Genomic DNA, 25,381 nt, shown 5'->3' on the forward strand with positions numbered 1-25,381 from the left:
ATCGTCAGAAAGCCAGGCCTGCATCAGCCTGTCATCCCGGACAGCGTCTGGGCAATAAATTGCGCTCTGGCGCCAAAAATAATTTGTATACCGTTATCGCCGACAAAAACCACGCCGCGGGCGCCAAGATTATTCAGCCCTTCACGGTCAACGTCATGGCTGTTGACGACTTCAAGCCGTAAGCGCGTGATACAGGCGCCCACCGAGCGGATGTTTTTCTCACCTCCCAGCAGGACGATGATTTCGCTAGCCAGCTCTGCATCGGTTTTGTCATCGGTCGTCGCCGTGACGTCCGTTCGTCCCGGTGTTTTTACATTAAACCGACGAATAACGAAGCGGAAGGTGAAATAGTAAATCAATGCCATCGGTACGCCCACGATAACCGCGCTGAGATAGTGAGTCTGGTAACCGTTGAGCGAGGGCACAATGCCAAAGCTAATGTAGTCAATCAATCCGGCGGAAAAAGATTTAGCGATATGGGCATGCAGTAAATACATGGTCATATAGGCCAGGCCCGCCATGATGGCATTAAAGACATACAGCAGGGGCGCGACAAAGATAAAGGTAAACTCCACTGGCTCGGTGATGCCGGTCAAAAAGCAGGTCAACGCCGCTGAAAACAGGATACCGAACGCGATCTTTTTATTCCTGGTATGGGCTTCGTGGTACATCGCCAGACAGGCGGCAGGCAGGGCGAAAAGCATAAGCGGATACTCACCTTGCATAAACTTGCCCGCATTTTGGTAGCCGTTGCTGCTAAAGGATTTCACGCCTTCCTCCAGCATTTTGAACCAGATGGTTTGATCGCCATGAATCACCTGGCCGGTTTTGGTGACGTAATCACCGAAGGAGTACCAGAACGAGGGATACCAGATGTGGTGCAGGCCAAGCGGGATCAGGGCGCGCTCCACCAGCCCAAAAATAAAGGTGGAGGCCGCCTGATTATCGCCGTTGACGATCACCGAAAGCGCATCGATGCCCGCCTGAATATGTTGCCAGACATAGGGCATCAGCAGGCCGAGCAGAAAGGATAAAAATGCCGTCGCAATGGCAACAAAACGCTTACCCGAGAAGAAACCCAGGAACTCAGGGAGCTGCAGGGTATGGAAGCGGTTGTAGCACCAGGCGGCGAGAATGCCGCAGATAAGGCCGCCGAATACGCCCATCTGTAGCGTCGGAATGCCGACGACCATGGCATATTTTCCTCCCTGGGCCGCCATTTCCGGAGTGATATGCAGCATGGTGCCAATGGTGATGTTGGTGACAAAGACGGAAACCGCGGCGGAAAGTGCGGCTATCCCGGATTCGGCGGCCAGTCCCACAGCCGAGCCAATCGCAAACAGCATCGGCAGGTTATCAAAAATCACCCCTCCGGCGTTCATCATCAGCGGTAACTCGAACTTATTACCAAATGCCAGGAGTAAGCCAGCGGCAGGCAGCAACGAAATAGGCAGCATGAGCGCCCGACCAATCATTGATAACTTCGATAACGATTTAACTAACCCTGATAGCAGTGTCATACCGAGTTTTCCCGATGTTGCGCCCCTATTGGCGTTTTTATTGTAAGTAGAACGTTTTAGTAGAACGTTCTACTTATCCTGCTGTAGGCGGTTTTTAGCTGCAACATAATTTTCACATTCATCGAAACGAAAAAGTTATTTTATGAGAGCGATCGCTAATTAACCGTTTTGGGGCAGGATGCCGCCAACAGGGGCGAAACGATCAACGCCAGGCATCCCGACAGGATTGGACTAAAGAAACGGCAGGGCAGACGCGGCGTATTCAGGTGCTGGCTCACCGTCATCAGTGGCTGCAAGATTGTAAATACTAATGAGAACCACTATCAATTCGATTGTTTTTTGCTATCATCGGCACTTCATTCCGCACCCATGTAGTAGATGAAGTTGGAGAAGCAGCGTGGTAGCCAGTGACTTAATGCAAGCAGACCTTTCCGTATGGGGCATGTACCAGCATGCCGATATCGTGGTAAAGGTGGTCATGATTGGTCTGTTATTGGCCTCGGTCGTGACCTGGGCAATTTTCTTCGGTAAATATGCTGAGCTGAGCGCGGCCAAACGTCGCCTCAAGCGCGAGCAGCTGGCGTTAGGTGAAGCCCGCAACCTGAATGATGCCGCGCGCGCTGCCCAGCAGTTCAAAACCGCCAGCCACAGCGCGGTACTTCTTAACGATGCGCAAAATGAGCTGGAACTTTCTGCTGGCGTTGAAGATACCGCCGGGATCAAAGAGCGTACCGCTTTCCGTCTTGAACGTCGGGTGGCTGCCTTCTGCCGTCACGCAGGCCGCGGTAACGGTTTCCTGGCCACGATTGGTTCGGTCGCGCCGTTTGTCGGCCTGTTCGGAACCGTCTGGGGCATCATGAACAGCTTCATTGGTATCGCCAAAACGCAAACCACGAATCTTGCCGTGGTTGCCCCCGGCATTGCCGAAGCCTTGCTGGCTACCGCTATTGGCCTGGTCGCCGCCATTCCGGCCGTGGTGATCTACAACGTGTTTGCCCGCATGATCGCCAACTACAAAGCCTCGCTGGGCGATGTGGCCGCGCAAATCATGCTGCTGCAAAGCCGCGATATCGACCTGGGAAACCTGGCCCAGCCTGACGTTAACCGCCCGGCAGCCGCACAAAAACTGCGTCTGGGGTAAGCGTTATGGCGATGCGATTAAACGACCAGGCCGAAACAGATGGCGAAATGCACGAAATCAACGTCACGCCGTTTATCGACGTGATGCTGGTGTTGTTGATCATCTTTATGGTTGCAGCGCCGCTGGCGACCGTTGATGTCCGTGTTAACCTTCCGGCTTCCACCAGTGCGCCCCAACCGCGTCCGGAAAAACCGGTTTACCTTTCGATCAAAGCCGACAAGCAGTTGTACGTGGGTAACGAGGTGGTGAATAAAGCGTCGTTGATCAACGTGCTGACCCAGCAGACGGAAGGCAACAAGGACACCACGATCTTCTTCCAGGCGGACAAGTCTGTCGATTATGAAACCCTGATGAGCGTGATGGACGAACTGCGCACGGCCGGGTATTTAAAAATCGGCTTGATGGGAATGGAAACGGTCAAGAAATAGCGATTGGAGCCGGTCGGGCTTTCCCGCTTAACGCTCAACGCATTCAGCCAACATTCGGGGCCTTCAGGCGTGGTAAACGCGCCTCGTCAATACGCTATCACGGCTAAAAAGCGCGCATTCCGCCGCGCTTTTTTTATGTCTGTTTTCACAGAATCTTCTTCTGCTCATTCCGCCTGATAACAGGCAAAGATGCTGCTGTAACTCTCCTGTTAATTTCTTGTTACGGAAACTTATAGACTTGTAAACTGCAATGGTGATCGGTGTCACATTAATCTGGCTTGTCGCAGGCTAAAACGGATAAAAACCAAGGAAGCCGTGATGAACCCGAGTGAAACTTTACAAAAGCCGCCAGCCAGCGCGGCCAGAACCATTTTCAACGTTACCAGTGGTAACTTCCTTGAGATGTACGATTTCATGGTGTTTGGCTACTACGCCACGGCCATCGCCAAAACCTTCTTTCCCGGTGACGATCCGTTCTCTTCCCTGATGCTGACGTTGATGACCTTCGGTGCGGGCTTCCTGATGCGTCCGCTGGGGGCCATTATTCTGGGGGCTTACATCGACCACCATGGTCGTCGCAAAGGGCTACTGTTAACGCTTGGCCTGATGGCGCTGGGCACGCTCACGATTGCACTGGTACCGGGTTATGCCACGCTGGGCGCGGCGGCACCGGTTCTGATTCTGCTGGGGCGTTTGCTGCAGGGCTTTTCAGCCGGTGTGGAACTGGGTGGCGTGTCGGTCTATCTGGCCGAAGTCGCACCGAAAGGCCGCAAAGGCTTCTTTGTCAGCTGGCAATCCGGAAGTCAGCAGATTGCGGTGATATTCGCTGCGCTGCTGGGACTGGGCCTGAACCATCTGCTTTCTCATGATGACGTCACCGAGTGGGGCTGGCGCATTCCCTTCGTGGTGGGCTGCCTGATCGTGCCCTTCCTGTTTTATATCCGCCGTATGCTGGAAGAAACCGAAGCCTTCAGTCAGCGTAAACACCACCCGGCCATGACCGAAATTATGCGTTCGGTGGCCAGCAACTGGGCGCTGGTGCTGGCAGGTATGCTGATGGTCGTCACTACCACCGTGATGTTCTATATGATTACCGCCTTTACGCCCACCTTCGGCAAAACGGTGTTGATGATGAGCGACACCCAGGCGTTTATGGTGACGCTGTTTGTCGGGATTTCGAACCTGTTCTGGCTACCGGTGATGGGCGCGCTCTCCGATCGCATAGGTCGTCGCCCGCTGCTGCTGACGTTTACCGTGCTGATGATTGCCACCGCCTGGCCGGTGCTGCACTGGATGGTGGGCTCGCCCAGCTTCGCGCATCTGGTCGAGGCGGAATTATGGCTCTCCTTTCTCTACGCAAGCTATAACGGCGCCATGGTGGTTTATCTGGCGGAAATTATGCCAGCGGAAGTGCGCGCCGCGGGCTTCTCTATGGCCTACAGCCTGGCAACGGCGCTGTTTGGCGGCTTTACGCCAGCAGTATCCAGCTATCTGATTCACGCCACAGGTGACAAGGCGATGCCGGGCGTGTGGCTGACCTTTGCGGCCGTCTGTGGCCTGTTTGGTACGCTGCTCATTGGTCGCATGGTTAAGCAGTATCGCGCTCGTCACGGCAGCACGCCGGTCAGCACATCCCTTTAAAACGCAATATCCACCACCACGCTGTCGCTGTAGTTTCCCGCAGGCGGCGTGTTTTGTGTGGTGAGGACGCGCGCAGTGTAGTTATAGCTGCGCGACAGTCCATCGGTGCTGACGGTATTGGCCGCCGCACTGCCTACCCGTTCTGTGCCACTCGGCCCCCAGCGATCGCTACTGGTTCCTTTGTAGATTTCGTAACTCAAACGGTTGGTTCCGCTCGCCATATTCCGCACGCTGCCTGATGCGTTGTTGCCATTGCTTAAGCCCACGGTATAGGTACTGCCTTTACTGCATAACACACTGATGGTTTGCGAAATTGCCCCAAAGCTGGCGACCAGCGGCGCGCTGCCAAAGCTAATGTTGGGGGCGGTAATCGCTGTACAGTCATTGCTCAGAACGACGGTCACGGTAATGGGGATCACGCCGCTGCCGGTCTGCGGGGTCAGACAAGCGCCCAGGGCGGAAACAGAGGTGCAGATGTTATAGGTGACGGTCATGTTCAGGGTGAGCGTATAGCTGCCCGCCGCCACGGTTTGCCCGGCGACGGTGCGTAAATACACCGGAATCGCGAAGTTCAGGCTGCCGAGTAATCCCGCCAGGTTGATCAATGTGGCCGAGTTATACACAAAAGCCGATCCGCCAATGGTCAGCTCATTAGCGCAGGCGCTGTCGGTACACAGCCGCACCGGAATATTGTCGCTACCGGTATCGCCGCTTCGCTTGAGCGTGCCGCGCGTGCCGTTGGTGTTGCTGGCGCTGGTCAGCTGAAACGTAATCTGATTATTACTCAGCAGAGTCAGGGCCGTGCCTGATCCGCAGTTAACGTTAGCGTTGGTGGAGGTCGTGCTGACGCTGTTATTAGCAACAAACGTGGTTTGTGTGCCAAAGCTGGCGCTGGACGCGGGAAGGGTACAGGCGGCATAGCCCAGCGAGGGTAGCAGCAGCAGGCAAAGCAGCATCAGGTTTTTCATGGTGTTATTCCGGCTGTCGCGTTTTCGGGGTTGGGTACCGGTGCGCCGTCGGGCAGCGGCGGCAGGGGACAGGTCAGCGGACCGTAGGTTTTCAATGCCTGCGGCTGGCCACCCGCCAGGGTCAGTTCGGTTTTACAGGTTCGGCCGTCAGGAGCGATGACCTTAATTGGGTTGTGTTCGCTGAGATCGTCCAGCCAGGCGATACCGTCCCAGCCAACGTAGCCCGTTGCCTGGCCGGGACGGATCACCTGGCTGGATACCGGCAACGGCTGGTTATGGCTGTCATACAGAATCACGCTGGCGGCGCGTAAACGCTCAACCGGAAAATTCAGCAAAAATCCACTCTGGCGCTTCACGGCAAAACGCTGCTCGACTTTGGGCGTGGTCATGTCGGCGGGCAGGTCGAGCGTATCGATATCGTATTTGGCCGCGTAATAGCTGCTGATGGAGGGCACCAGCAGATAGCCCTTGCTGTCGGTACGTCCCATCGACTGGTTTTCATAGCGGACATTGACGTCCGGGTAGTTGGTTTTCACCACCACAAAGGCATCATTGATCGTGTTTGCGGCAAAGACCTGGTTATCCATTAACACCAGCGCGCCGGATAAATCTGCCCACTGCGTAGTGTTGTCATCATCCCCGTAGAATCCGCCAGACGTATCGATTTTATTGTTACGGTAGCGCAGGCTGCCCTGCCGGTAATCACCGCTATTCCCGCCCTGGTTGGCCCAGGAGGCGTCCCAGGCAAAACCGCCGTCGCTGGGCATGGCGCGGGACAGATAAGCCCGTTGATTGTGTCGACCTTGCTGATCGCGCTCAACGCTCAGTGAGGCATTGCTGTTTTCACCAAACGGAATGACCAGCGAGACGGCGCCGCTCCATTCGCCCTGTTGCCTGTCACGGCTGGCGGAAACGTACAGGCTGGCATTGCCCCACAGGTTTTTACTCCAGGAGAGGTTCCACAGGCTGGTGCGTTGGTTATCGCCGCCGGAAATATCAATATAGGCTGCACCCAGGCTGCCATAACGGTTGAGCGATATGCTGGCGCTGTACTGCGCCGTTCGCCGCGCCAGGCTGTAACGGTAATCCGAACCGCCGTTGCGCTGGTTGCTCAGCAGGGCCAGATTACCAAAGCCGGCATTGCGCACCTGGTGCTGCGTACCCAGGCTAAAGCGACTGTTGTTGTACTGATAGCCCCAGCTGTACTGCGCGCCAGACTGCCCGTCCATTTGGCTCTGCGCGGCTGCGCCGTTGATCACGCCCCAACTGCCCACTTTAAACTGCGCGCCTGCTCCGCCCATGCCCAGGTGGTTACTGCCCTCCCCATGGGTTTCCAGGGTGAGCCAGTCTGTCATGCCATAGCGCCATGAGCCGCTCATCGCTGCCGCACCGTAATCCGCGTTTTTAATGCCGTAGTTTTGCCGCATCGCACCGGCGGAAAAGGCGTAATCGGACAGGCCAGGCTTAAGCAGATTACTGGAAACATAAAACGGCAGCGTGGTGACCACCTGACGCCCGACGGCATCCGTGGTGGTAATCACCGCGTTGCCCGCGCCGTTTACAAAGGGCACGTTCGTGAGCGACCAGGGACCGGGCTGAACGTTGGCCTGAGTGGAGCGGTAGCCGTTAACAAACAGATCGACCGTTGAGGGCACCGCCGCCTGACCGGAAAACGCGGGCAGGGGATAGGTCACCAGATCCGGACGTACGCTGAAGTCCCGCGCAACCTGAATGCCGCCAAGCCGGACGCTGCTGGTCCATGCCAGCGCATCGGTCGTGAGGTCGCCGACCCGCCAGCTCAGGATGGCGTTTTCGTTTTCATTGCTCCACCAGGTGTCGTAGCGGATATAGCCATCATCCTGGTAGCGATTTTGTCCTTCCAACTGCTGTTGCCAGACGCCGTTGCTGGAGATGTGTCCGGCATCACCAAACAGGCGCAGTTCGTTCCAGGCCGCCAGACGTGTACCCGCAACGTCGGTGCGCGTGGCGTAGAGATCGTAATTTATCAGCGCCCCAGGGCTGACGCGTCCGGGAAAGCGCGGTCCGGTGTTGCTCTCACCAATCGTCTGTTCGGGCAGCCAGCCGGGCGGTACCGTCAGCAGCAGGCGCTGGCGACGATCGTCATAGTCCACTTTCACCTCTGCGAGCTGATTAACATCAACCTGTTGTTGTCCCTGATACTTTTCCGGCGGGATCCCCGCACGCTGCAGATCGCCTGCCCGCACCAGAAAGTGACCGTTTTGTTGCTCTACCGGCACGATATCGCCCCGTGCCTGCTGATTCACCACCAGCTCTAACATGTAGCGCTGACCGGCGGCGCTGTTGTCCACGGCGGGCGGCGGCGGGAGCGACGTAAAGGTTTCAGCCCAGACAGAACCGGGTGTCAGGCAGCACAGCCCCGCGATAGCCAGCGCAACGGGATGCGGCGAAAACGACATCATTACACTTTACTGAGCCGCAGCGCTGCGCCACTGCCCGTGGTTGGTTTCTGCGCGCAGTTCACCGCTGACCGCGGCTCTCAGAGGAAAACGCTGGGTGCTGTTAGCCAGCACATAACCGTAAAGTCCGTTTCCGAGTCGCTGACCGCCCACGGTGACATTACTGAGACGTGCGTGGCCGTTACCGCGATTAGTCAGCTCCAGATAACGCTGACCGCCAGTGTTGACCTGGCGCCAGCTCAGTACAGACCTGGCGTCATCGCGAACCAGTCCGTTGCCGTAGACAAACAGGGGAACCGAATAGCGCATCTGAAAATTCAGTCCGGCCTGATTATCGCCGACCGACCGTGGGGTGGGGATCTCATCCAGCACGACGCGGTAGGCCATCTCTTTACCTGCCACGGGCGGGACTTGTTTAATCAGGCGAACGAGCTGCTTTTGCCCGGGTTCGATGCGTATCAGCGGCGGGCTGGCGACAACCTGCTGCTGGGTCTGATACTGCTCCTGATTGTGCGTCTGCTGCCAGGCGAAGATGCGCACCTGCATCAGGGTGGTGCTGCTGCCACGGTTTTCCAGCCACAGCTCGCTGGCTTTTTCCTCCGGGTTAATCGCCGGATCGATAGGCCAAATCATGACGGAGTTAGCGCCCTGAGCCTGAGGCAACAGCAGGAATGTGAACAGAAAAAACAGGGCGCGCAGGGATGGCATGGTAAAGCTCCTTTGTCCTTTTATCACCAGGTCAGCGTGACGCTGAGGGTGTCCGAATAAACCCCGGCGCGCGTCGGGCCGGGTAACTGCAGCGAGCCATATATCGGTAACGTGATGTTATTCGCATTGCTGTAGCTCAACGGCACTGCCGTGTTCACCGGAATCGGCGTGGTACGTGCAGCATTGCTGTAGAGGTAATAGGGAACCGTGTTGGTGTTGTTAGCCAGCTTCAAATTACGGGTCGAGGTATAGTTACTGCCGCCATTGATGGTCATGCTCAGCGTGGTGCCCGGTGTGCAGGCAAGGTTAATCGTGGAACTTTGTACATAGCTGGCGCTAACGCTGTTCGTGGCCAGCCCCGACTGGGTACCAAAATTAAGCGTGCCAAAGATCCCCGTATTCGTGCCTGAGACCACGCAACCCGCAACGATTGACGCTGACACCTGGAATGTGGTGGAGCTGGTCGTGATGCCCCACCCATTACCACTCACCCACAGCAGCAGCCCGCCAACGGTGACCGAAACAGGTGACCACTTTGCCGTCATCTGTCGCTACTCAAACACGAGCACTCAATAGTTCACGGCGACGTTAATCGTATCGGTGTAAGTCCCGGCCGGTATCACAGGGTTAAAGCCGCCGCCCACGACGCGCCCGTAGATGGCGTAATTGGTACCAAGCGTCGGATCGGTGGTGCCGCTGGGCGCAATATTGGTGTTATTTGCGATGGCGGTGCTAAAGGAGGCGTCGCTATAGAGGGTATAAGCGATGCCCTGGGTATTATCCGCCCCCAGCACCAGGTAGCGTGGAGCGGATGACACGGTGCCGTAGACGTTTCCCGGTGCCGCATTGCTGCTGGTCACCTGGACGTTAAAGGTTTGACCGGTTGTGCAGCGCACGTAGATACCGTTACCCGCCGCGCCCACTAAGGTGGCATTCAGGGTATCGAAGGTCGCGGCACTGCTGCCAAAGTTTAACGAACCGAAATTTACGCCAGTGGTGGCGGACTGCCCGTTCACCAGACAACCCGTGGTTAATGTTAGCGTCGCGTTAATCGCACCCGTGGTGGTGGCAGCAAACGTCGCGGAAGGCAGCGCCGTAGTCAACCCGACAACGAACAGAAAAAGCTTGAATTTCATAACCATTCCTTACCGATTATTGAGGATCAGTGCTTTTTCACCTGATGGCGTAATACAGAAAAACCAGAAAAATCAGAATATTGTTGTTAGTTATCAGCATCCTGCCAGCGTTTTTGACGATAACCGCGTCATCGGGTTGATCGTTTTATATTAGTTTTTTTTACTATACATCAGCTTATGCGCTGTGGCGAAACTCCGCGTAAAAATTTTTATTATTTTGTTACATCAGCCCCCTTCATCTGCCTCGCCCGTTAATGCATGAAAATAAAAAAGGCGAAACTGCTGGCCCTCTATCCCACTTTCGGTTTCGATGATATGTTTTCGCACCGGTCTGAAACGCTCACCGAAACGCTTCGGTTACGGGCGAACGTCAAGGAAAATATTGGGGTGTTTTCGCCTGTTAAGTTGTTGAAAAAGTATCGTTTTTAGGTGGCTCTATGTCACTGAGACGCATGGGCGGATAGCGGAGAAGGGAAAGCGGCACCCCAGCCGTCCGGGCAAAATCGCGCTGCATGACTATCATGTATTTTGCCTGTAAAGAGGATTGATTGATCCTGACGCTTGGAAGCATAGATATCTTCTATTAAAAAAGCCTAAGTTAGTATTTTTCTGCGCCGATAAACGGTAAACAAGGCAAAACATCTTTTTCAACTCCATTATTACAGCTGCGTATTCGGCGCTGTTCGGAAAACCCTATGTTAGTGGCCTCATATAACGCATTTATTGTCGTCATTTCGGTATTGGTGGCGATGCTGGCTTCATTTACTGCGCTGGATATGGCGGGACGCGTGGCAACCTCAACCGGTAAAGTGGCGCTCGTATGGCTGCTTGGCGGCGGCTTTGCCATGGGCATCGGCATCTGGGCAATGCACTTCATCGGCATGCTGTCTATGGATCTGGACATGATGATGAGTTACGACGCCCGGCTGACGGCACTGTCTGCCGGTATTGCGGTGTGCGCCTCAATATTCGCGCTGTGGCTGGTCTGTCACGGGGAGTTGCCTCTGCCGCGCTTAGCCGGCGGAGCCATCGTGCTGGGCTCCGGCATTGTAGCCATGCACTATACCGGCATGGCCGCGCTGATGCTGTCGCAGGGGATCGTCTGGAACTGGGGCTGGGTGCTGATATCGGTGATCATTGCGCTGGCTGCCTCCGTTGCCGCACTGTGGCTGGCATTTAAACTACGGGAAGGGCATGAGGGACGCGTCGCGACTCTGCGAGTGTGCGCCTCGGTGGTGATGGGCGCCGCGATTGCCGGCATGCACTACACCGGCATGATGGCGGCTGAATTCCCTGCGGGCAGCCATAGCATGGACGCTGGCGTTAACAGCAACTGGTTAGCCATGGTTGTGACCGTGGTGACCCTTGCCATTCTCGGCATTACGCTACTGGTTTCCATGCTGGATGCGCGTATGCAGGCCCGAACGTCGATCCTGGCCAGTTCGCTGGCGGAAGCCAATCGTGAGCTGGCACAGCTGGCGCTGCACGATAACCTGACCCGACTGCCCAACCGTATCCTGTTGGAAGATCGTCTTGAACAGGCCATTAACAAAGCCAACCGGGAGTGCAGTCAGTTTGCCCTGATGTTCATGGATCTTGATGGGTTTAAAGCGGTAAACGATGCTTTTGGTCACCATATTGGCGACAGTCTGCTGATCAGCGTGACGGAAAGGATGAGTGAGCAGATGAAAGGCTACTACACCCTGGCGCGGCTGGGTGGCGATGAGTTTGTTCTGCTGATTGAAATTACCGAACCGAACGATGCGGCAGCGGTGGCCGATCAACTGGTGAAAGCCATCGATCGCCCGTTCTCCATTTCCCGTTACGATCTGGTGGTGTCGTTAAGCATTGGTATCGTGGTGTATCCCGGCGATGGCGAGGATGAACGCGAGCTAATGTTTAATGCCGATGCTGCGATGTATCACACTAAAAACAACGGTCGAAACGGTTACACCTTCTTCCAGCCGTCCATGAATATCCTGGCGCAGAGCCAGCTACAGCTTAATAACGACCTGTGGCATGCGCTGGATAACGATGAGCTGCGCCTGTATTACCAGCCAAAATTCTGTGCCCCGCATGGCCCGATTCTGGGCTTCGAGGCGCTGCTGCGCTGGCAGCATCCAAGGCACGGCTTACTGTCGCCGGACTGCTTTCTGCCGATGGCGGAAAAAACCGGCATGATAGTCAATATTGGTAACTGGGTAATTAATGAGGCCTGCCGCCAACTGCACCAGTGGCACCTGCAGGGCCATCCTGAGTGGTCGGTGGCGGTAAACCTGTCGGCGATGCAGTTTGAGCAGAGTAACCTGGTCGATACCGTTAAGCAGGCGCTGGCGCTGCACCATATTCCGGCCGCGCAGCTAACGCTGGAGGTGACCGAAACCACGGCCATGCGCAATCCTGATGATAGTGTGCGCATTCTGACCGAACTCACCGAACTGGGCGTCAAAGCGTCGATCGATGACTTTGGTACTGGCTATTCCAGCCTGCTGTATCTCAAACGTCTGCCGGCCAGCGAGCTGAAAATCGATCGGGCCTTCGTGAACGAACTTCAGCATCAGTCAGAAGATGCCACCATTGTGTCGGCGATCGTTGCGCTGGCGCAGTCACTGCATTTAAAAGTGGTAGCCGAAGGCGTCGAAACGCCTGAACAGCAGGCGTTTCTTACCGATCTTGGCTGCAACACTCTGCAGGGATATCTGCTCGGTCGCCCCCTTCCACCGGAGCGGATTGAAGAGATGGACGTGTTTGCCCGCGCAGAAACAGACAAACCCGCTGAACTGGAGTGTTAGCGCCACGGCTTTTTTTGTTACAGATGTTCAACATGCTAAAGTGACGCCTCAGCATCAGGAGCAACATGCCGTGGCGAAATATCAGCGATTAATGGACGACATTCAGCAGCAAATAGAAGCCGGTATCTGGCCCCCAGGCACCCGACTGCCTTCGCTGCGCCAGCAGGTCGCCCGGCAGGGGGTGAGCCTGATGACCGTGCTGCATGCCTATGAATTGCTGGAAAGTCAGGGATGGATCGTCTCGCGTCCGCAGTCCGGCTATTACGTGGCGCCGCGGGCGCTGGCGGCCGCGCCGCTCAGCGTGGCCATTAGCGAGCGGGTAGATATCAACGACTTTGTCTTCGACATCCTGCAGGCCACGCGCGATCCGGCCATCGTGCCGTTTGGTTCAGCGTTTCCCGATCCGGCTTTGTTTCCCCAGCGCCAGCTTATGCGCTCGCTGGCGAACGTTTCCCACCAGCTGACGCCTACCGATGCGTTACATAACCTGCCGCCTGGCAATGCGACGCTGCGCCAGCTGCTGGCCCAGCGCTACGCCCGCCAGGGCATGACCTTATCGCCCGATGAAATCGTCATCACCAGCGGTGCGCTGGAGGCGCTGAACCTCAGTCTGCAGTCCCTGACCGAACCCGGCGACTATGTCGTGATTGAGCAGCCCAGCTTTTATGGCGCACTCCAGGCGATTGAACGGCTTAAGCTCAAGGCGCTGGCTATTCCGAGCGATGCCCAGAACGGCATTGATTTACAGCAGCTTGAGGATGCGCTTCAGCGCTGGCCGGTGAAGGCCTGCTGGCTGATGACGACCCTGCAAAATCCGTTAGGCGTTACCTTGACGCCCGCGCGTAAACAGCAGCTGGTGGCGTTACTGGCCCGTCATCAGGTGCCGCTTATTGAAGACGATGTGTACGCAGAGCTGTGGGACGAACGCGCACCGCCCCTGCCGGCCAAAGCCTGGGACCGCGAGGGCAACGTGCTGCACTGTGGATCATTTTCAAAATCACTGGTGGCGGGATTTCGGGTGGGTTGGGTGGCGGCAGGTCAGCATGCACAGCGCATTCAACGTCTGCAGCTGATGAGCACGCTTTCTACCAGCGCACCGATGCAGCTGGCGCTGGCCGATTTTCTGGCAACCCGCCGCTACGATAATCATCTGAAACGGCTGCGGCAAAGCCTGGTCAAGCGCCAGCAGCTGGCCCGCCAGGCACTGATAAAGGTTCTGCCTGCGCAGTCAACGGTAAGTGACGCGGCGGGGGGATATTTTTTATGGGTCACGCTGCCGGACAGCATCAACACCACGCAGCTTTACCAGCGGGCGCTGGCGAAAGGCATCAGTATTGCGCCGGGGCAGATGTTTGCTGCAGGTGAACAGTTCAGCCACTGTTTCCGGCTCAATACCGCCTGGCCCTGGGATTCACGGGCCGAGGCGGCAGTCGTTACGCTGGGTGAAATTATGGCGGAAATGGCCGGCGATTAAACCTGCGCGGCCTGGCGATGTCCCCATGTCAGGTAGTAAACGTCGTAAAAGTCCACTTCGCCTTTCTGTTTCAGCAAACGATCAATCCCTGTTTTCACGCGCTCTGGCGCATCTGGTAAAGACATAATGCGCGAGACCGCCTGTTCAGGCACCGGCTGCACGTAATACCATTCGCCGTTGTAGCAAACCCGCAGGTCCAGCGCATCGATATCTTCGAAGCGGTATTTGGGATTGATGTCCAGCAACATCAGAAAGCTCATCACCAGCACAAAAGCGGTGGCAAACCAAAACGCCGGCCAGCCCAGCATCTCAGTGGAAAAAATCAGAGCCACGCACAGGCCGTAGCACAGGTACATCACCGCCCACAGCCCGGGATGCTTTTTCAAAAAAGAGAAGCTGAAACGCGGCAGGTTATCGCGGCGTTCTTCACGGTTGAGCGTATTAATTTCGTCGATCAAGATCTGTTTAATGGCGTCCATCGTTCCCCTCACTTTCAACTGATAGCAATTAGAACAGATAACAGTCAAGCCGTTCAGACACAGATGACGCCATTTTTTATATAACAGTTTCGCTTTCACGCACGGACTGTGCCGCCACGATGTTCAGGGCGCGCGGTGCCAACTGGGTGAAATAGTCGACAGCAGGCCGCAACAGTGCCTCATCGGGATTAAAAGCTGGATGATGCAGGCCAAACGCGCTGGCACTGCCGATATTCACAAAGGCGCCCGGTACCTGCTGCAGATAAAAAGCAAAATCTTCCCCGCCCATCAGCGGCGTTGCAGCCTCTTCCGCGCAATAGCCGCTTTGGGCGGCCTGGTCCAGCGCAACCTCTGCCCATTCTGGCGTATTGATCAGGGCAGGCGGCCCTGCTATCCACTCCAGTTCTGCCCGCGCGCCGAAGCCTGCTGCGAGGCCCTGAATCAGCGTGGTCATACGCTCAGGTATCTGCTGACGTAGCGCTGCATTATGGGTGCGGACCGTGCCTTCCAGCTCTACCTGCTGCGGGAGGACATTCCAGGTGTTCCCCGCCGTAAAACGCGTGACGCTCAAAACGACTGTGTCCAGAGCGCTAAACACCCGCGCAGGCAGCGTCTGTAGGGCGGTGACGATGTGGCTTGCAATGACGATAGCGTCAATCCCCTCCTGAGGCCGTGCGGCATGGGCGCCCTTGCCGTGCACCCGAATCGTAAAGCGGTCAACGTTGGCGTAAAACGCGCCTGGCCGGGTTCGCAGCGTGCCCAGCGGCAAATCGGGCGCGTTATGCATGCCGAAGATGGCCTTTACGCCGTTCAGCGCGCCTGCGGCAAGCAGCTGGCTGGCCCCTTCAAACGTCTCTTCTGCGGGCTGAAAAAGAAGCCGCACGCGGCCCGGCAGCGTGGCTTCGCGTTGCTTAAGCTGATGTGCCACGCCGAGCATCACCGCGGTATGAATATCGTGCCCGCAGGCGTGCATTACGCCTGACCGCTGGGATTGCCAGGGTACGTTCACCCCTTCATCGATGGGAAGGGCATCAATGTCGGCGCGAAAGGCGATCAACGGTTCTCCCTGGCCGATTTCCGCCACCACGCCGGTCTTCAACGGCAGGGGCAGCAAACGAATGTCACCCTGCTTTAACCAGCGTGTAATACGTTCCGTGGTGGCAAACTCCTGATGAGAGAGTTCGGGATGCTGGTGCAATTCCCGACGCCACTGCACCAGCTGTTCCGTTAATAATGACGTCATGAGTCTCCTTATTTAAACAGGCCAACGCCTTATCTGAGGCTGCTGACGGGTGATTAAAGATGATTCGGTTGCCAGGGGTAATCGCGTAATAACGTCGGGGCGTTTTCATGGGTAAATAAAACCGGCACACCGGCAGGTTGATTATTATCTCGCGACACATGATGGCGGGGGGATAACGCGCTGTCAGAGGCTGAGCCCGCCCGCGCCGTCTGCGCTTTTACTGCGCTGTGCTGGCAGTCTGAACCCTGTTTACCTGAAAAGAGACGGTGTAATAACATGCTGAATTTTGCCATGCTTTTTTTGCCCTGAGATCGTGAGTTTGATGAATCATCATCAGGCGAGATCTTTCGCGGATAAAATAAGGAATTAATCAAAGCTTAGTTAAAATACGCAAATGGTGATTGAGCGATTTTTTACTCTTCTCCGCGATCATGTTTTACGCGCGGAAATAATAATCTCCTCGGTTGATTACTTTATTATTTAAATTCTATTGCCGTTTTTTAACTTCATATTCTCATATTTATTGTTTTACGAAATATATCCTCATCGCCACACTGGCCCATAACGGAAATGAGTGAGGACAGGTGAATGGCATATCAGTTAAGTCTGTTAGACAAAGCCCCCGTAGCGGAAGGTGAAACACCGGCGGCGTCGCTCCAGCGCACGTTGCAGCTGGCGAAACAGGCTGAAAAATGGGGCTATCACCGCTTTTGGCTGGCTGAACACCACAATATTGAGCAGCTGGCGAGCCCGTCACCTGAGGTGTTGATCGCCTGGCTGGTGGCGCAAACTCAACATATTCGTATCGGCTCTGGCGGGGTGATGCTGCAGCACTACAGCCCCTACAAAGTGGCAGAAAACTTTAATTTACTGGCGTCGCTGGCGCCGGGAAGGATCGATCTGGGCATCGGTAAAGCACCGGGCGGCCTGCCGCTTTCAACTCGGGCACTGCAGCTTGGGGTCCATCAGGACGAAAAGGGCAGTTTTGACGAACAGCTTACGCAACTGGACAGCTGGCTGAAGCCTGAGACAGGACCGCGGGACGAGGACGAAGCCGTGCGCGCGACGCCGTTACCGGCCCGTCCGGCACAGCGGTTTCTGTTAGGCGGGAGCGAAGAGAGTGCACGGCTGGCGGCCCGGCTGGGCTGGCAGTTCGTGTTTGCCGCGCATATCAACGGCGATCGTCAGCTTCTGGCGCGATCTCTGCGGGCCTATTCACAAGAGGCACAGGGCAAACGGGCGATGGTGGCGGTGCAGGTGGTCGTAGCTGACTCGCCCGCCGAGGCCGAGCTGCTGGTGGCCGATCTCAGGCATTTTCACGTGCAGGTCAAAAACGGGCCAGGCGTGAACGTCGCCAGCCTGGAACAGGCGGAGCGTTATGTCCGTCAGGGCGGTTTTACGGACTACCTGATTGAGCCACGTACGCCGTCCCTGTTGAAAGGCACCGCTTCACAGGTCCACGCCCAACTGGAGGCCCTGCAGCGCAACTTCAGCATTGACGAGTTTGTTATCGACACGCCGATTGCCGATCCCCGCGCGCGTTACCGATCGCTGGAGCTACTGGCCACCCATCAGTGGGTCGCCGCCTGAGCACGATGTGTTAGCCGAGGTAAACCATGAGTCTGAACGAAGCACAGTTAATTGAATGGCGACGTGAATTACATACCTGGCCTGAACTCTCCGGCCAGGAGTTTGCGACGACCGCGCGGTTACGCCAGTGGCTTCAGAATGCCGGCATTCGCTTGCTGGATTATCCACTGGAAACCGGCGTGGTCGCGGAAATCGGCAGCGGTGAAAACCTGATTGCACTGCGTGCCGATATTGATGCGCTGCCTATCCACGAGGCCAGCGGCGTCAGTTTTCACTCTCGCCAGCCGGGAGTCATGCACGCCTGCGGCCACGATTTACACAGTGCCGTGATGCTTGGGGCGGCGCTCGAACTGCAGGCTCAGCAACATCAGCTTCGTGGACGGGTGCGTATTTTATTTCAGCCAGCCGAAGAGATTGCGTGCGGTGCCAGGCAGTTTATTCAGGCTGGCGTGCTGGATCAGGTACAGGCCATTTTTGGCATGCATAACGAGCCAGGCTTGCCGAGCGGGACCTTCGCCACGCGTGGTGGGGCGTTTTATGCCAATGCCGACAAGTTTGTTATCCACGTGACAGGTAAGGGCGCGCACGCTGCGCATCCCGAGCAGGGCGTTGATGCCATCGTGGTCGCCAGCCAGATCATTCAGGCACTGCAGGCGCTGACCAGTCGCAGCTTTAATGCGCTCGATAGCCTGGTACTCAGTATCACCCGCGTTGACGGCGGCAAGACCTGGAACGTGCTGCCAGAAACGGTGGAGTTTGGCGGTACGGCCCGCACCCACGATCTGCAACTACGGGCGGAACTGGAAAAACGTGTTCGCACGCTGGTGGAGAACATCGCCCTGGCGAATGGCGCTCAGGCCAGTCTGCACTGGCATGCCGGACCGCCCGTACTGGTTAACGACGCGAACTGGGCGCAGTTCAGCAGTGAGGTGGCTCGCCAGGTAGGCTATCAGGTTCAGACTGCCGATCTACACCTGGGTGGGGAAGATTTCGCCTTCTACCTCCAGCAGGTGCCGGGCGCGTTTGTCAGCATTGGCAGCGCCAGCGACTTTGGCCTGCATCATGCCGGTTTCACCCCCGACGAATCTTCGATAGCGCCTGCCGCCCACTATTTTGCGCAACTCGCCCGGCAGGCATTGCACCATCTTCACGACCGATGTCGTGAACCCGCCCTGAATTGATTTCAACCGCCTGAAGTGCCTGTGTGGCTGTCCCGGACAGCTGCCTGGCATCCTGATGCACAAAAGAGAGCACATCATGACCACAAGACAGCTTCGACTGGGTACCATTCTGCATGGCGCCTCTGGAAACATGTCGGCCTGGCGCCACCCGGCAGCCCAGGCAGATGCCAGCATTAACCTTGACTACGCGAAAAAAATCGCGCGTAAAGCGGAGCAGGGCAAACTGGATTTTCTGTTTGTCGCCGACGGCTTATTTATCAACGAAAAATCGATTCCCCACTTTCTGAACCGGTTCGAACCCTTAACGCTGCTGTCGGCTCTGGCTGGCGTCACCGAACATCTGGGGCTGGTAGGCACCGTCTCCACCTCATATAGCGAGCCCTTTACCGTGGCGCGCCAGTTCGCCAGCCTGGATCACCTGAGCGGCGGACGTGCGGGCTGGAACGTGGTCACTTCTCCGCTGGAAGGGTCGGCGAAGAACTTTTCTCGCCAGCAGCACCCTGAACATGCCTTGCGTTACCGTATTGCCGACGAATATCTGCAGGTGGTGAAAGGGCTGTGGGATTCATGGGAACAGGATGCCTTTGTTCGCAATAAAGAGAGTGGTCAGTTTTTCGATCCCGCGAAGCTGCACACGCTTAACCATCACGGCGACTTCTTTCAGGTGCAGGGACCGCTCAATATTTCCCGCACGCCGCAGGGCCGACCGGTCATTTTTCAGGCAGGTGCCTCGGAGGACGGCAAAAAGCTGGCGGCGCGTCATGCCGATGCCATTTTTACGCATCAGCCAACGCGAGAAGAAGCCCAGGCTTTTTACCGGGATGTTAAAGCGCAATTGGTGAAAAACGGCCGTCAGCCACAGGATCTGCATATTTTTCAGGGCGTAAGCGTGATTGTCGGCAGAGATGCAGAGGAGGTGGAGCAGCAATATCAAACCACCGCCGCGCTGGTTTCCATCCAGGATGCGCTCAACTATCTCGGTCGCTTCTTCGACCATCATGATTTTTCACAGTATCCACTCGATGCGCCTTTTCCCGATCTCGGTGAAATCGGCCAGAACAGTTTCCGCAGTACCACCGACGAGATTAAACGCAAAGCCCGCGAGCAGGGGCACACGCTGCGTCAGGCGGCGCTGGAAGCGGCCACGCCACGTCCGCTGTTTCATGGCACGCCGGAGCAGGTCGCCGACGGCCTGCAACTGTGGTTTGAAAGCCAGGCGGCAGACGGTTTCATCATCAACGGCGGTACGCCTGATACCTTTGAGCGTTTTGTTGACCAGGTGGTGCCCGTCTTGCAGGCGCGCGGGTTAGCGCGACGTGACTACCCGGGCCGAACGCTGCGTGACAGCTTTGCCTTGCCACAGCCGGTTAATCAATTCACCTCACAATAAGAGCCTTTGCTATGCATAAAACGAGTTTTATCGCCTTGCTGATGCTTAGCGTCAGCGGTGGCAGCCTGGCGGAAAGCACCAGCGTCGCCGTAAATGGCCAGCGCGTCAGTCTTGAGGCCAACAAAGCCCCGATCCACACGCCGGAAAATGCCAGCGCGGTGGCGCAGCTGCCCGCCAACTATCATTTTGCCGTACCGGGCGCGTTGACCGTGGCGGTAGCGGCGCTGAATTCCCCGCCACTCACTGTTTTTTCGGATGACAATAAAACGCTGCTGGGTAGCGAAGTCGATATTGCCAGGCTGGTGGCCGACAGCCTGGGGCTGAAGCTCAACGTGGTGCCGGCCTCCTGGGAAGACTGGCCGCTCGGCGTGGCCTCGGGAAAATATGATGCCGCCATTACCAACATCACCGTGACGAAGGCGCGCAAAGAGAAGTTTGATTTTGCGACCTACCGTAAAGACTCGCTGGGGTTTTACGTCAAAACCAGCAGCCCAATCCAGTCGCTGACTAAAGCCGAGGATATTGCCGGACTGCGCATCATTGTGGGGTCCGGAACCAATCAGGAGGCGATTTTACTCGCCTGGGATAAAGAAAATCAGGCCAGGGGCCTTAAGCCTTTCACGCCGATTTACACCAAAGATGACGCCGCCCAGACGCTGGCGCTGCAGGCCGGACGAGCGGATGCGTACTTTGGCCCTAACGTGATCGGTGCCTGGAAAGCCGCGCTCAACGGCAAAACCCGCCTGGTTGGCAGCGTTGATGGGGGCTGGCCGAAAGCCGCGCACATTGCCGTCACGGTAAAAAAAGGCAGTGGGTTAGCTGAACCCATCAGCACCGCCCTGAACGGCGTCATTCAAAATGGTGACTATCAGAAGGTGCTGGATCGCTGGGGCGAGGGCGTTGAACGCATCGACCATTCCGAGATTAATCCACCGGGCCTGGGTGACTAAGGAGCGCATGATGAGTGAACTGCAATTCCGCGAGCTGTCACCGGATGCGCCCGAGCTGGTGCCCATCCTGACCGGTTTATTCGGTGAATATGCGGCCCGCTATGGCGATTATTTCAGCCGCCATCAGGAACAGGAGCAGGCCGAATGGTATCTGCCGCCGCACGGCTTATTTATTGTGCTGGAGCGCGACGGCGAGATTATCGCCATGGGCGCGTATAAACCTTACGACGCGCACACGGCAGAGCTGAAGCGCATCTGGACGCGTGGCGACCTGCGCCGTCAGGGGCTGGCGCTGGTGGTGCTAAAAGAGCTGGAGCGACGGGCGCTGCGCGCCGGTTATCAGCGCCTGTTTCTGACCACCGGTTTCCGCCAGCCCGAGGCGGTGCGCTTATATACCGGCCACGGCTATGAGCCGCAGTTCGATCTGAGTGGCGATCTGGAGCGTTTCGGACAGCCACCGCACGATGGACGCTTACGCTTCATCAAAGTCATCGACGTGCACAGCGTTGCGCAGGCAAGTTAAGGAGCGAGCATGCGTCATCAACAACAACTTCATGTGGTGCCTGCCCGCTATCCCGCCCGCACCCTGGGCGCTGTGGTAGCGCTGTTTATCCTGGCGGGCGTGGTGCAGTCGGTAGCGTTTAATCCACGCTGGGAATGGGGCGTGTTTGCCCGCTGGTTCTTTGATCCGGTAATTTTACATGGCCTGGGGCAAACGCTGCTGTTGACCCTGCTGGGCACGGTGTTCAGCCTGCTGTTCGGTGGCGTACTGGCGCTGGCGCGGCTCTCGTCGTCCTGGCTGTTAAGCAGCCTGGCATGGGGATACATCTGGCTGTTTCGATCGCTGCCGCTGATCGTGGTGCTGATCATTCTCTACAACTTCTCCTATCTCTATGACACGCTCTCTCTTGGCGTGCCTTTTACCTCGCTGTCATGGGGCCATTTTCAGACCATCAACGTGCTGGGCCAGTTTCCCGCGGCGGTGATTGGTCTGACGCTGGTACAGGCAGCCTACAGTGCAGAGATCATTCGCGGCGGCTTTCTGGGTGTCGATCATGGTCAGGTGGAAGCGGCTTCCGCCCTCGGGCTGTCCGCGTCGCGTCGCACCTTTCGCATCATTCTGCCTCAGGCGTTACGCGCCATTATTCCGACTGCATTTAACGAGATTATCAGCCTCGCGAAGGGCACGGCGATGGTCTATGTGCTGGCGATGCCGGAACTGTTTTACACCATCCAGATGATCTACAACCGCAACCAGGAAGTGATCCCGTTACTGATGGTCGGCGCGGCCTGGTATCTGATTATCACCACCGTCCTGTCAGTGATTCAGCACAGCGTTGAGCGCTGGCTGGCTCGCAGCGTCAGCCGTGAACCCCAACCGTCGCGCTGGCGACAATGGCGCACTCGCGTCGCACCGCTTAATCCTGTTGAGGAGATCGGCCATGTCCGAAGCCATTGATTACCGCTTATCCCCTACCACCGGAGCCATCAGCATTACCGGCGTCAGCAAACGTTTCGGCAGGCTCAAGGCGCTGGACAACGTCTCGCTGGATCTGGCACCCGGTTCCGTTACGGTGATTCTGGGGCCATCAGGATCGGGAAAATCGACGCTGCTGCGCACCATTAACCACCTGGAACGCGTGGATGAAGGGTTTATCCAGATTGACGGCGATTACATTGGTTATCAGCGTCGGGGTGACAGGCTATATGAGCTGAAGGAGCGGGCGATTCTGCGTCAGCGCATTAACGTGGGCTATGTCTTTCAGAACTTCAATCTGTTTCCCCATCTTACGGTACTGCAAAATTTAATCGAAGCGCCCATCGCGCACCGTCAGCTCTCGAAGCGTGAAGCGATAATCCGTGCCGGTGAGCTACTGGATATCGTCGGCCTGCGTCATAAGGCCGATGCGTGGCCCCGGCATCTCTCTGGCGGGCAGCAGCAGCGCATTGCCATTGCCCGGGCTTTGATGCTGCAACCCCGGGTGATGCTGTTTGATGAGCCAACCTCGGCGCTGGATCCGGAACTGGTCGGCGAAGTGCTGGACGTGATTAAAAAGCTGGCCCGATCGGGCACCACGCTGGTCATCGTGACACACGAAGTGGGATTTGCCCGCGAGGTAGCTGACAACGTGGTGTTTATGGTGGACGGAAAAATTGTCGAGCAGGGCAGCAGTAGCCAGGTGTTAAACCACCCACGACATGAGAGAACGCGCCGCTTTCTGGCGCGCGTACTCTAAGGGGCCAGAATGAGATATGCCTGTGTGACGCTGTGCGCGCTGCTGGTGAGCGGCGCGGTTTTTGCCGAGGAAAAACCGGATGTCGCCCGAAATGAACAGCCGATTCACGCGCCGGTGAACCCTGAGGCGGTTAAAAAAATTCCGGCGGATTTTCATTTTGTTGAGCCCGGCACGTTAACGGTAGCGACTTCAGCCACTCACTCACCGCCGCTGGCGCTGCTGGCGGCGGATAACGTGACCCGCATTGGCAGCGATCCGGATATTGCCCGCCTGCTGGCGGACAGCCTCGGGCTGAAACTTAAACTGGTACCGGCTTCCTGGGAGGACTGGCCGCTGGGGATCAGTGCCGGGCGCTATGACGTGGCCATGTTTAATATCGCGGTGACCGAAGAGCGGAAAAAGAAGTTTGATTTTGCGACCTATCGGGCCGATAACCACGCCTTTGCCGTCAAGGCGGACAGTCCGGTCAGCGCGATAACTTCTCCGCCAGACGTGGCGGGCAAACGCATCATCGTGGCCTCCGGCACCAATCAGGAACGTATTTTACTCAGTTGGGACGCACAGAACCGGGCGAAAGGATTGCCACCGGTCACGCCGATTTACCTAACCGACGATGCCTCGGCCACGCTGTATCTGCTTTCAGGGCGGGCAGATGCGATGTTTGGTCCGCACGCCGTGGCGGCCTGGAAGGTGGCGTCACGCGGCCAGACGAAATTAGTCGGCGAGGGGCCCTACCGCGCCTGGGTAGCGGTGACCACGAAAAAAGGCAATGGCCTGGCCGCGGCGCTGCAAACCGCGCTGGATGGCGCCATTGCCGGCGGGCAGTATCGCCAGGTGTTACAACGCTGGGGCGAGCAGGATGAGGCGATTACCCATTCGATGGTTAATCCACCCGGGATTGTCTACTGAGTGAAACGAGCCTGCCAGGCGCTTCCGTTAAAGCCCATGAATGTGCACCGACCCGTCAGCCCTGACGGGTTTTTTTATTTCCTTGCAACAGCCCGCGCAGCAGATCGGGGCGGTGTCATCGGCCCGTCATTTTCTGGCGGTATTGGTCTTCATCTTCGCGCTGACGGCGGCAAAAAAGCGGGCGGTTCAGCGGGCAACGATGGCCGCCGCACCGTTTACAGATTAATCCTACCAGATAAAAAAGACTTAGCGGGTTAAGGAGATATTGTTAACAACTAATTTGGCTTTGGTTAGCGAGTTAGAGTGATTATGTAAATTGTGATGTATAGCGCACATTCCAACCCTGCGACCTTTGTCACACTAAAGAAAAAAAGGAGACATTGTATGACTGCCCAAACTTCCAGTCTGATGTTGCTGATGTCTTTCGCAGCAGGCACATTTTCAGCTGGGGCATCAAATAACCCACAACATTTGATGTTCGCCAGCCCGTCTGCTGGCGTACCAAACAATCCGCTGCCGCTGATTATCTGGCCACGCGTGGTGCCGGAGGACGAAGAGAATATCGCCACCTGGTTCGAGGAAACCTTTGAAAAAAATGGCTGGCCGCCTGACTGGCGCGATCAGTTGTTTCCCTATATGCACTACCATCCTAATACGCATGAGCTTCTTGGCGTCGCTGAAGGCTGGGCGGAAGTGCTGTTTGGGGGCGACAGTGGCCGCATGATTACCCTGCGGGCAGGGGATGCCGTGCTGATCCCTGCGGGTGTCGGGCATCGACAGGTTTCCGCCAGCGAAGATTTCCTGGCGGTAGGTGCCTATCCTGAAGGGCTGAAGCCTGAAATTCTGCGCGATGAAATCGGCCAGCTCAAACTGTCCCAGGAAAAAGTGAAAAAAGTCCCGTTGCCAAAACGGGATCCCTTTACGGGTAAAGCGGGCGCGATGACCGAGATCTGGACCCCGGTTGCCGCCATGATGCACAACCCGTAGCGCGCACAGGGACCGGCTGCCCAAAAGGGATGAAGACGTGGCTGCAGAGGTTTGGCAGCGGCAACCGGCCCCGCTGCCTCCTACTGAGAGGCGGCCAGGAGACGTTAGCGCCTTTATAGCAACCAGTATTAAGATTTTTCATATCCCGGCGCCGCGCCGAGCCGGCGAA

General features: G+C 56.8%; 23 protein-coding genes. 14 read left to right on the forward strand and 9 right to left on the reverse strand.

Features of this window, described 5'->3' with window-relative positions; genetic code table 11:
• Positions 1–23 precede the first annotated feature (23 nt).
• On the reverse strand, positions 24–1,520 hold the full coding sequence (locus P9J57_RS03630; RefSeq protein WP_013027208.1) for a PTS transporter subunit EIIC: 1,497 nt from the start codon (positions 1,518–1,520) through the stop codon (positions 24–26).
• Between the two features lie 415 nt (positions 1,521–1,935).
• Here P9J57_RS03630 and exbB point away from each other — a divergent pair, with 415 nt between their 5' ends.
• The 3 genes from exbB to tcuC all read left to right on the forward strand — a co-directional run bounded on the left by exbB (position 1,936) and on the right by tcuC (position 4,730).
• Positions 1,936–2,661 carry a tol-pal system-associated acyl-CoA thioesterase gene (gene exbB, locus P9J57_RS03635; protein WP_014594615.1) on the forward strand — a complete coding sequence of 242 codons (726 nt, stop codon included), beginning with the start codon at positions 1,936–1,938 and terminating at the stop codon, positions 2,659–2,661.
• A 5-nt stretch (positions 2,662–2,666) separates the two neighbouring features.
• On the forward strand, positions 2,667–3,089 hold the full coding sequence (gene exbD / locus P9J57_RS03640; protein ID WP_013027206.1) for a TonB system transport protein ExbD: 423 nt from the start codon (positions 2,667–2,669) through the stop codon (positions 3,087–3,089).
• Between the two features lie 318 nt (positions 3,090–3,407).
• Positions 3,408–4,730 (forward strand): MFS transporter, encoded by a 1,323-nt coding sequence (gene tcuC, locus P9J57_RS03645; RefSeq protein ID WP_014594614.1) that lies wholly within the window; start codon positions 3,408–3,410, stop codon positions 4,728–4,730.
• Here tcuC and P9J57_RS03650 read toward each other — a convergent pair.
• Genes P9J57_RS03650 through P9J57_RS03670 form a run of 5 tightly spaced genes read right to left on the reverse strand, consistent with a single transcriptional unit; the run spans position 4,727 to position 9,980 of the window.
• Positions 4,727–5,698 (reverse strand): Csu type fimbrial protein, encoded by a 972-nt coding sequence (locus P9J57_RS03650; protein WP_022623171.1) that lies wholly within the window; start codon positions 5,696–5,698, stop codon positions 4,727–4,729. The genes tcuC and P9J57_RS03650 overlap by 4 nt on opposite strands.
• Entirely contained in the window at positions 5,695–8,139 is a 2,445-nt protein-coding gene (locus P9J57_RS03655) for a fimbria/pilus outer membrane usher protein (protein ID WP_263751818.1), read from the reverse strand. Before P9J57_RS03655 ends, P9J57_RS03650 begins: the two co-directional genes overlap by 4 nt.
• A gap of 6 nt (positions 8,140–8,145) precedes the next feature.
• A complete protein-coding gene (locus tag P9J57_RS03660; protein WP_014594611.1) occupies positions 8,146–8,844 on the reverse strand; it encodes a fimbrial biogenesis chaperone in 699 nt (232 codons plus the stop codon).
• Positions 8,845–8,867: 23 nt separating this feature from the next.
• On the reverse strand, positions 8,868–9,389 hold the full coding sequence (locus P9J57_RS03665) for a Csu type fimbrial protein (protein WP_013027201.1): 522 nt from the start codon (positions 9,387–9,389) through the stop codon (positions 8,868–8,870).
• A gap of 24 nt (positions 9,390–9,413) precedes the next feature.
• The gene (locus P9J57_RS03670; protein WP_483279392.1) at positions 9,414–9,980 is read right to left on the reverse strand and encodes a spore coat protein U domain-containing protein; all 567 of its coding nucleotides are present in this window, start codon (positions 9,978–9,980) and stop codon (positions 9,414–9,416) included.
• A 695-nt stretch (positions 9,981–10,675) separates the two neighbouring features.
• On the opposite strand from P9J57_RS03670, the gene P9J57_RS03675 reads away from it, so the two are divergent.
• Together P9J57_RS03675 and P9J57_RS03680 are read left to right on the forward strand one after the other, a co-directional pair.
• On the forward strand, positions 10,676–12,772 hold the full coding sequence (locus P9J57_RS03675; protein WP_022623167.1) for a putative bifunctional diguanylate cyclase/phosphodiesterase: 2,097 nt from the start codon (positions 10,676–10,678) through the stop codon (positions 12,770–12,772).
• A gap of 70 nt (positions 12,773–12,842) precedes the next feature.
• The gene (locus tag P9J57_RS03680) at positions 12,843–14,246 is read left to right on the forward strand and encodes an aminotransferase-like domain-containing protein (RefSeq protein WP_024471042.1); all 1,404 of its coding nucleotides are present in this window, start codon (positions 12,843–12,845) and stop codon (positions 14,244–14,246) included.
• On the opposite strand, the gene P9J57_RS03685 is transcribed toward P9J57_RS03680, so the two are convergent.
• The 3 genes from P9J57_RS03685 to P9J57_RS03695 form a co-directional block, all read right to left on the reverse strand.
• Entirely contained in the window at positions 14,243–14,725 is a 483-nt protein-coding gene (locus P9J57_RS03685; RefSeq protein ID WP_014594608.1) for a YlaC family protein, read from the reverse strand. The two genes, P9J57_RS03680 and P9J57_RS03685, sit on opposite strands and share 4 nt — an antisense overlap.
• Before the next feature lie 76 nt (positions 14,726–14,801).
• Positions 14,802–15,968, reverse strand: coding sequence for an amidohydrolase (locus P9J57_RS03690; protein WP_013027197.1), 1,167 nt, complete (start codon positions 15,966–15,968; stop codon positions 14,802–14,804).
• 53 nt (positions 15,969–16,021) lie between these two features.
• Positions 16,022–16,261, reverse strand: coding sequence for a hypothetical protein (locus P9J57_RS03695; protein WP_022623165.1), 240 nt, complete (start codon positions 16,259–16,261; stop codon positions 16,022–16,024).
• Between the two features lie 295 nt (positions 16,262–16,556).
• On the opposite strand from P9J57_RS03695, the gene P9J57_RS03700 reads away from it, so the two are divergent.
• The 9 genes from P9J57_RS03700 (at position 16,557) to P9J57_RS03740 (ending at position 25,212) form a co-directional block, all read left to right on the forward strand.
• Complete coding sequence (locus P9J57_RS03700) at positions 16,557–17,558, forward strand: LLM class flavin-dependent oxidoreductase (RefSeq protein WP_029570659.1); 1,002 nt, start codon at positions 16,557–16,559, stop codon at positions 17,556–17,558.
• Between the two features lie 26 nt (positions 17,559–17,584).
• Positions 17,585–18,739 (forward strand): amidohydrolase, encoded by a 1,155-nt coding sequence (locus tag P9J57_RS03705; RefSeq protein WP_014605053.1) that lies wholly within the window; start codon positions 17,585–17,587, stop codon positions 18,737–18,739.
• Between the two features lie 76 nt (positions 18,740–18,815).
• Positions 18,816–20,129: an LLM class flavin-dependent oxidoreductase gene (locus tag P9J57_RS03710; RefSeq protein WP_033776602.1), complete on the forward strand. Its 1,314-nt coding sequence runs from the start codon at positions 18,816–18,818 to the stop codon at positions 20,127–20,129.
• A gap of 11 nt (positions 20,130–20,140) precedes the next feature.
• Positions 20,141–21,079, forward strand: a complete 939-nt coding sequence (locus tag P9J57_RS03715) for an ABC transporter substrate-binding protein (RefSeq protein WP_029570656.1) — start codon at positions 20,141–20,143, stop codon at positions 21,077–21,079.
• Between the two features lie 10 nt (positions 21,080–21,089).
• A complete protein-coding gene (locus P9J57_RS03720; RefSeq protein ID WP_014605056.1) occupies positions 21,090–21,602 on the forward strand; it encodes a GNAT family N-acetyltransferase in 513 nt (170 codons plus the stop codon).
• A 9-nt stretch (positions 21,603–21,611) separates the two neighbouring features.
• Entirely contained in the window at positions 21,612–22,538 is a 927-nt protein-coding gene (locus tag P9J57_RS03725) for an amino acid ABC transporter permease (RefSeq protein ID WP_014594602.1), read from the forward strand.
• Positions 22,522–23,316 (forward strand): amino acid ABC transporter ATP-binding protein, encoded by a 795-nt coding sequence (locus tag P9J57_RS03730; protein ID WP_015699521.1) that lies wholly within the window; start codon positions 22,522–22,524, stop codon positions 23,314–23,316. The genes P9J57_RS03725 and P9J57_RS03730 overlap by 17 nt, the downstream gene beginning before the upstream one ends.
• 9 nt (positions 23,317–23,325) lie before the next feature.
• Positions 23,326–24,225, forward strand: a complete 900-nt coding sequence (locus P9J57_RS03735) for an ABC transporter substrate-binding protein (RefSeq protein ID WP_029570655.1) — start codon at positions 23,326–23,328, stop codon at positions 24,223–24,225.
• Between the two features lie 384 nt (positions 24,226–24,609).
• Entirely contained in the window at positions 24,610–25,212 is a 603-nt protein-coding gene (locus P9J57_RS03740) for a cupin domain-containing protein (RefSeq protein ID WP_013027187.1), read from the forward strand.
• Positions 25,213–25,381 lie beyond the last annotated feature (169 nt).

The organism is Pantoea sp. nfd-35, from assembly GCF_056892255.1.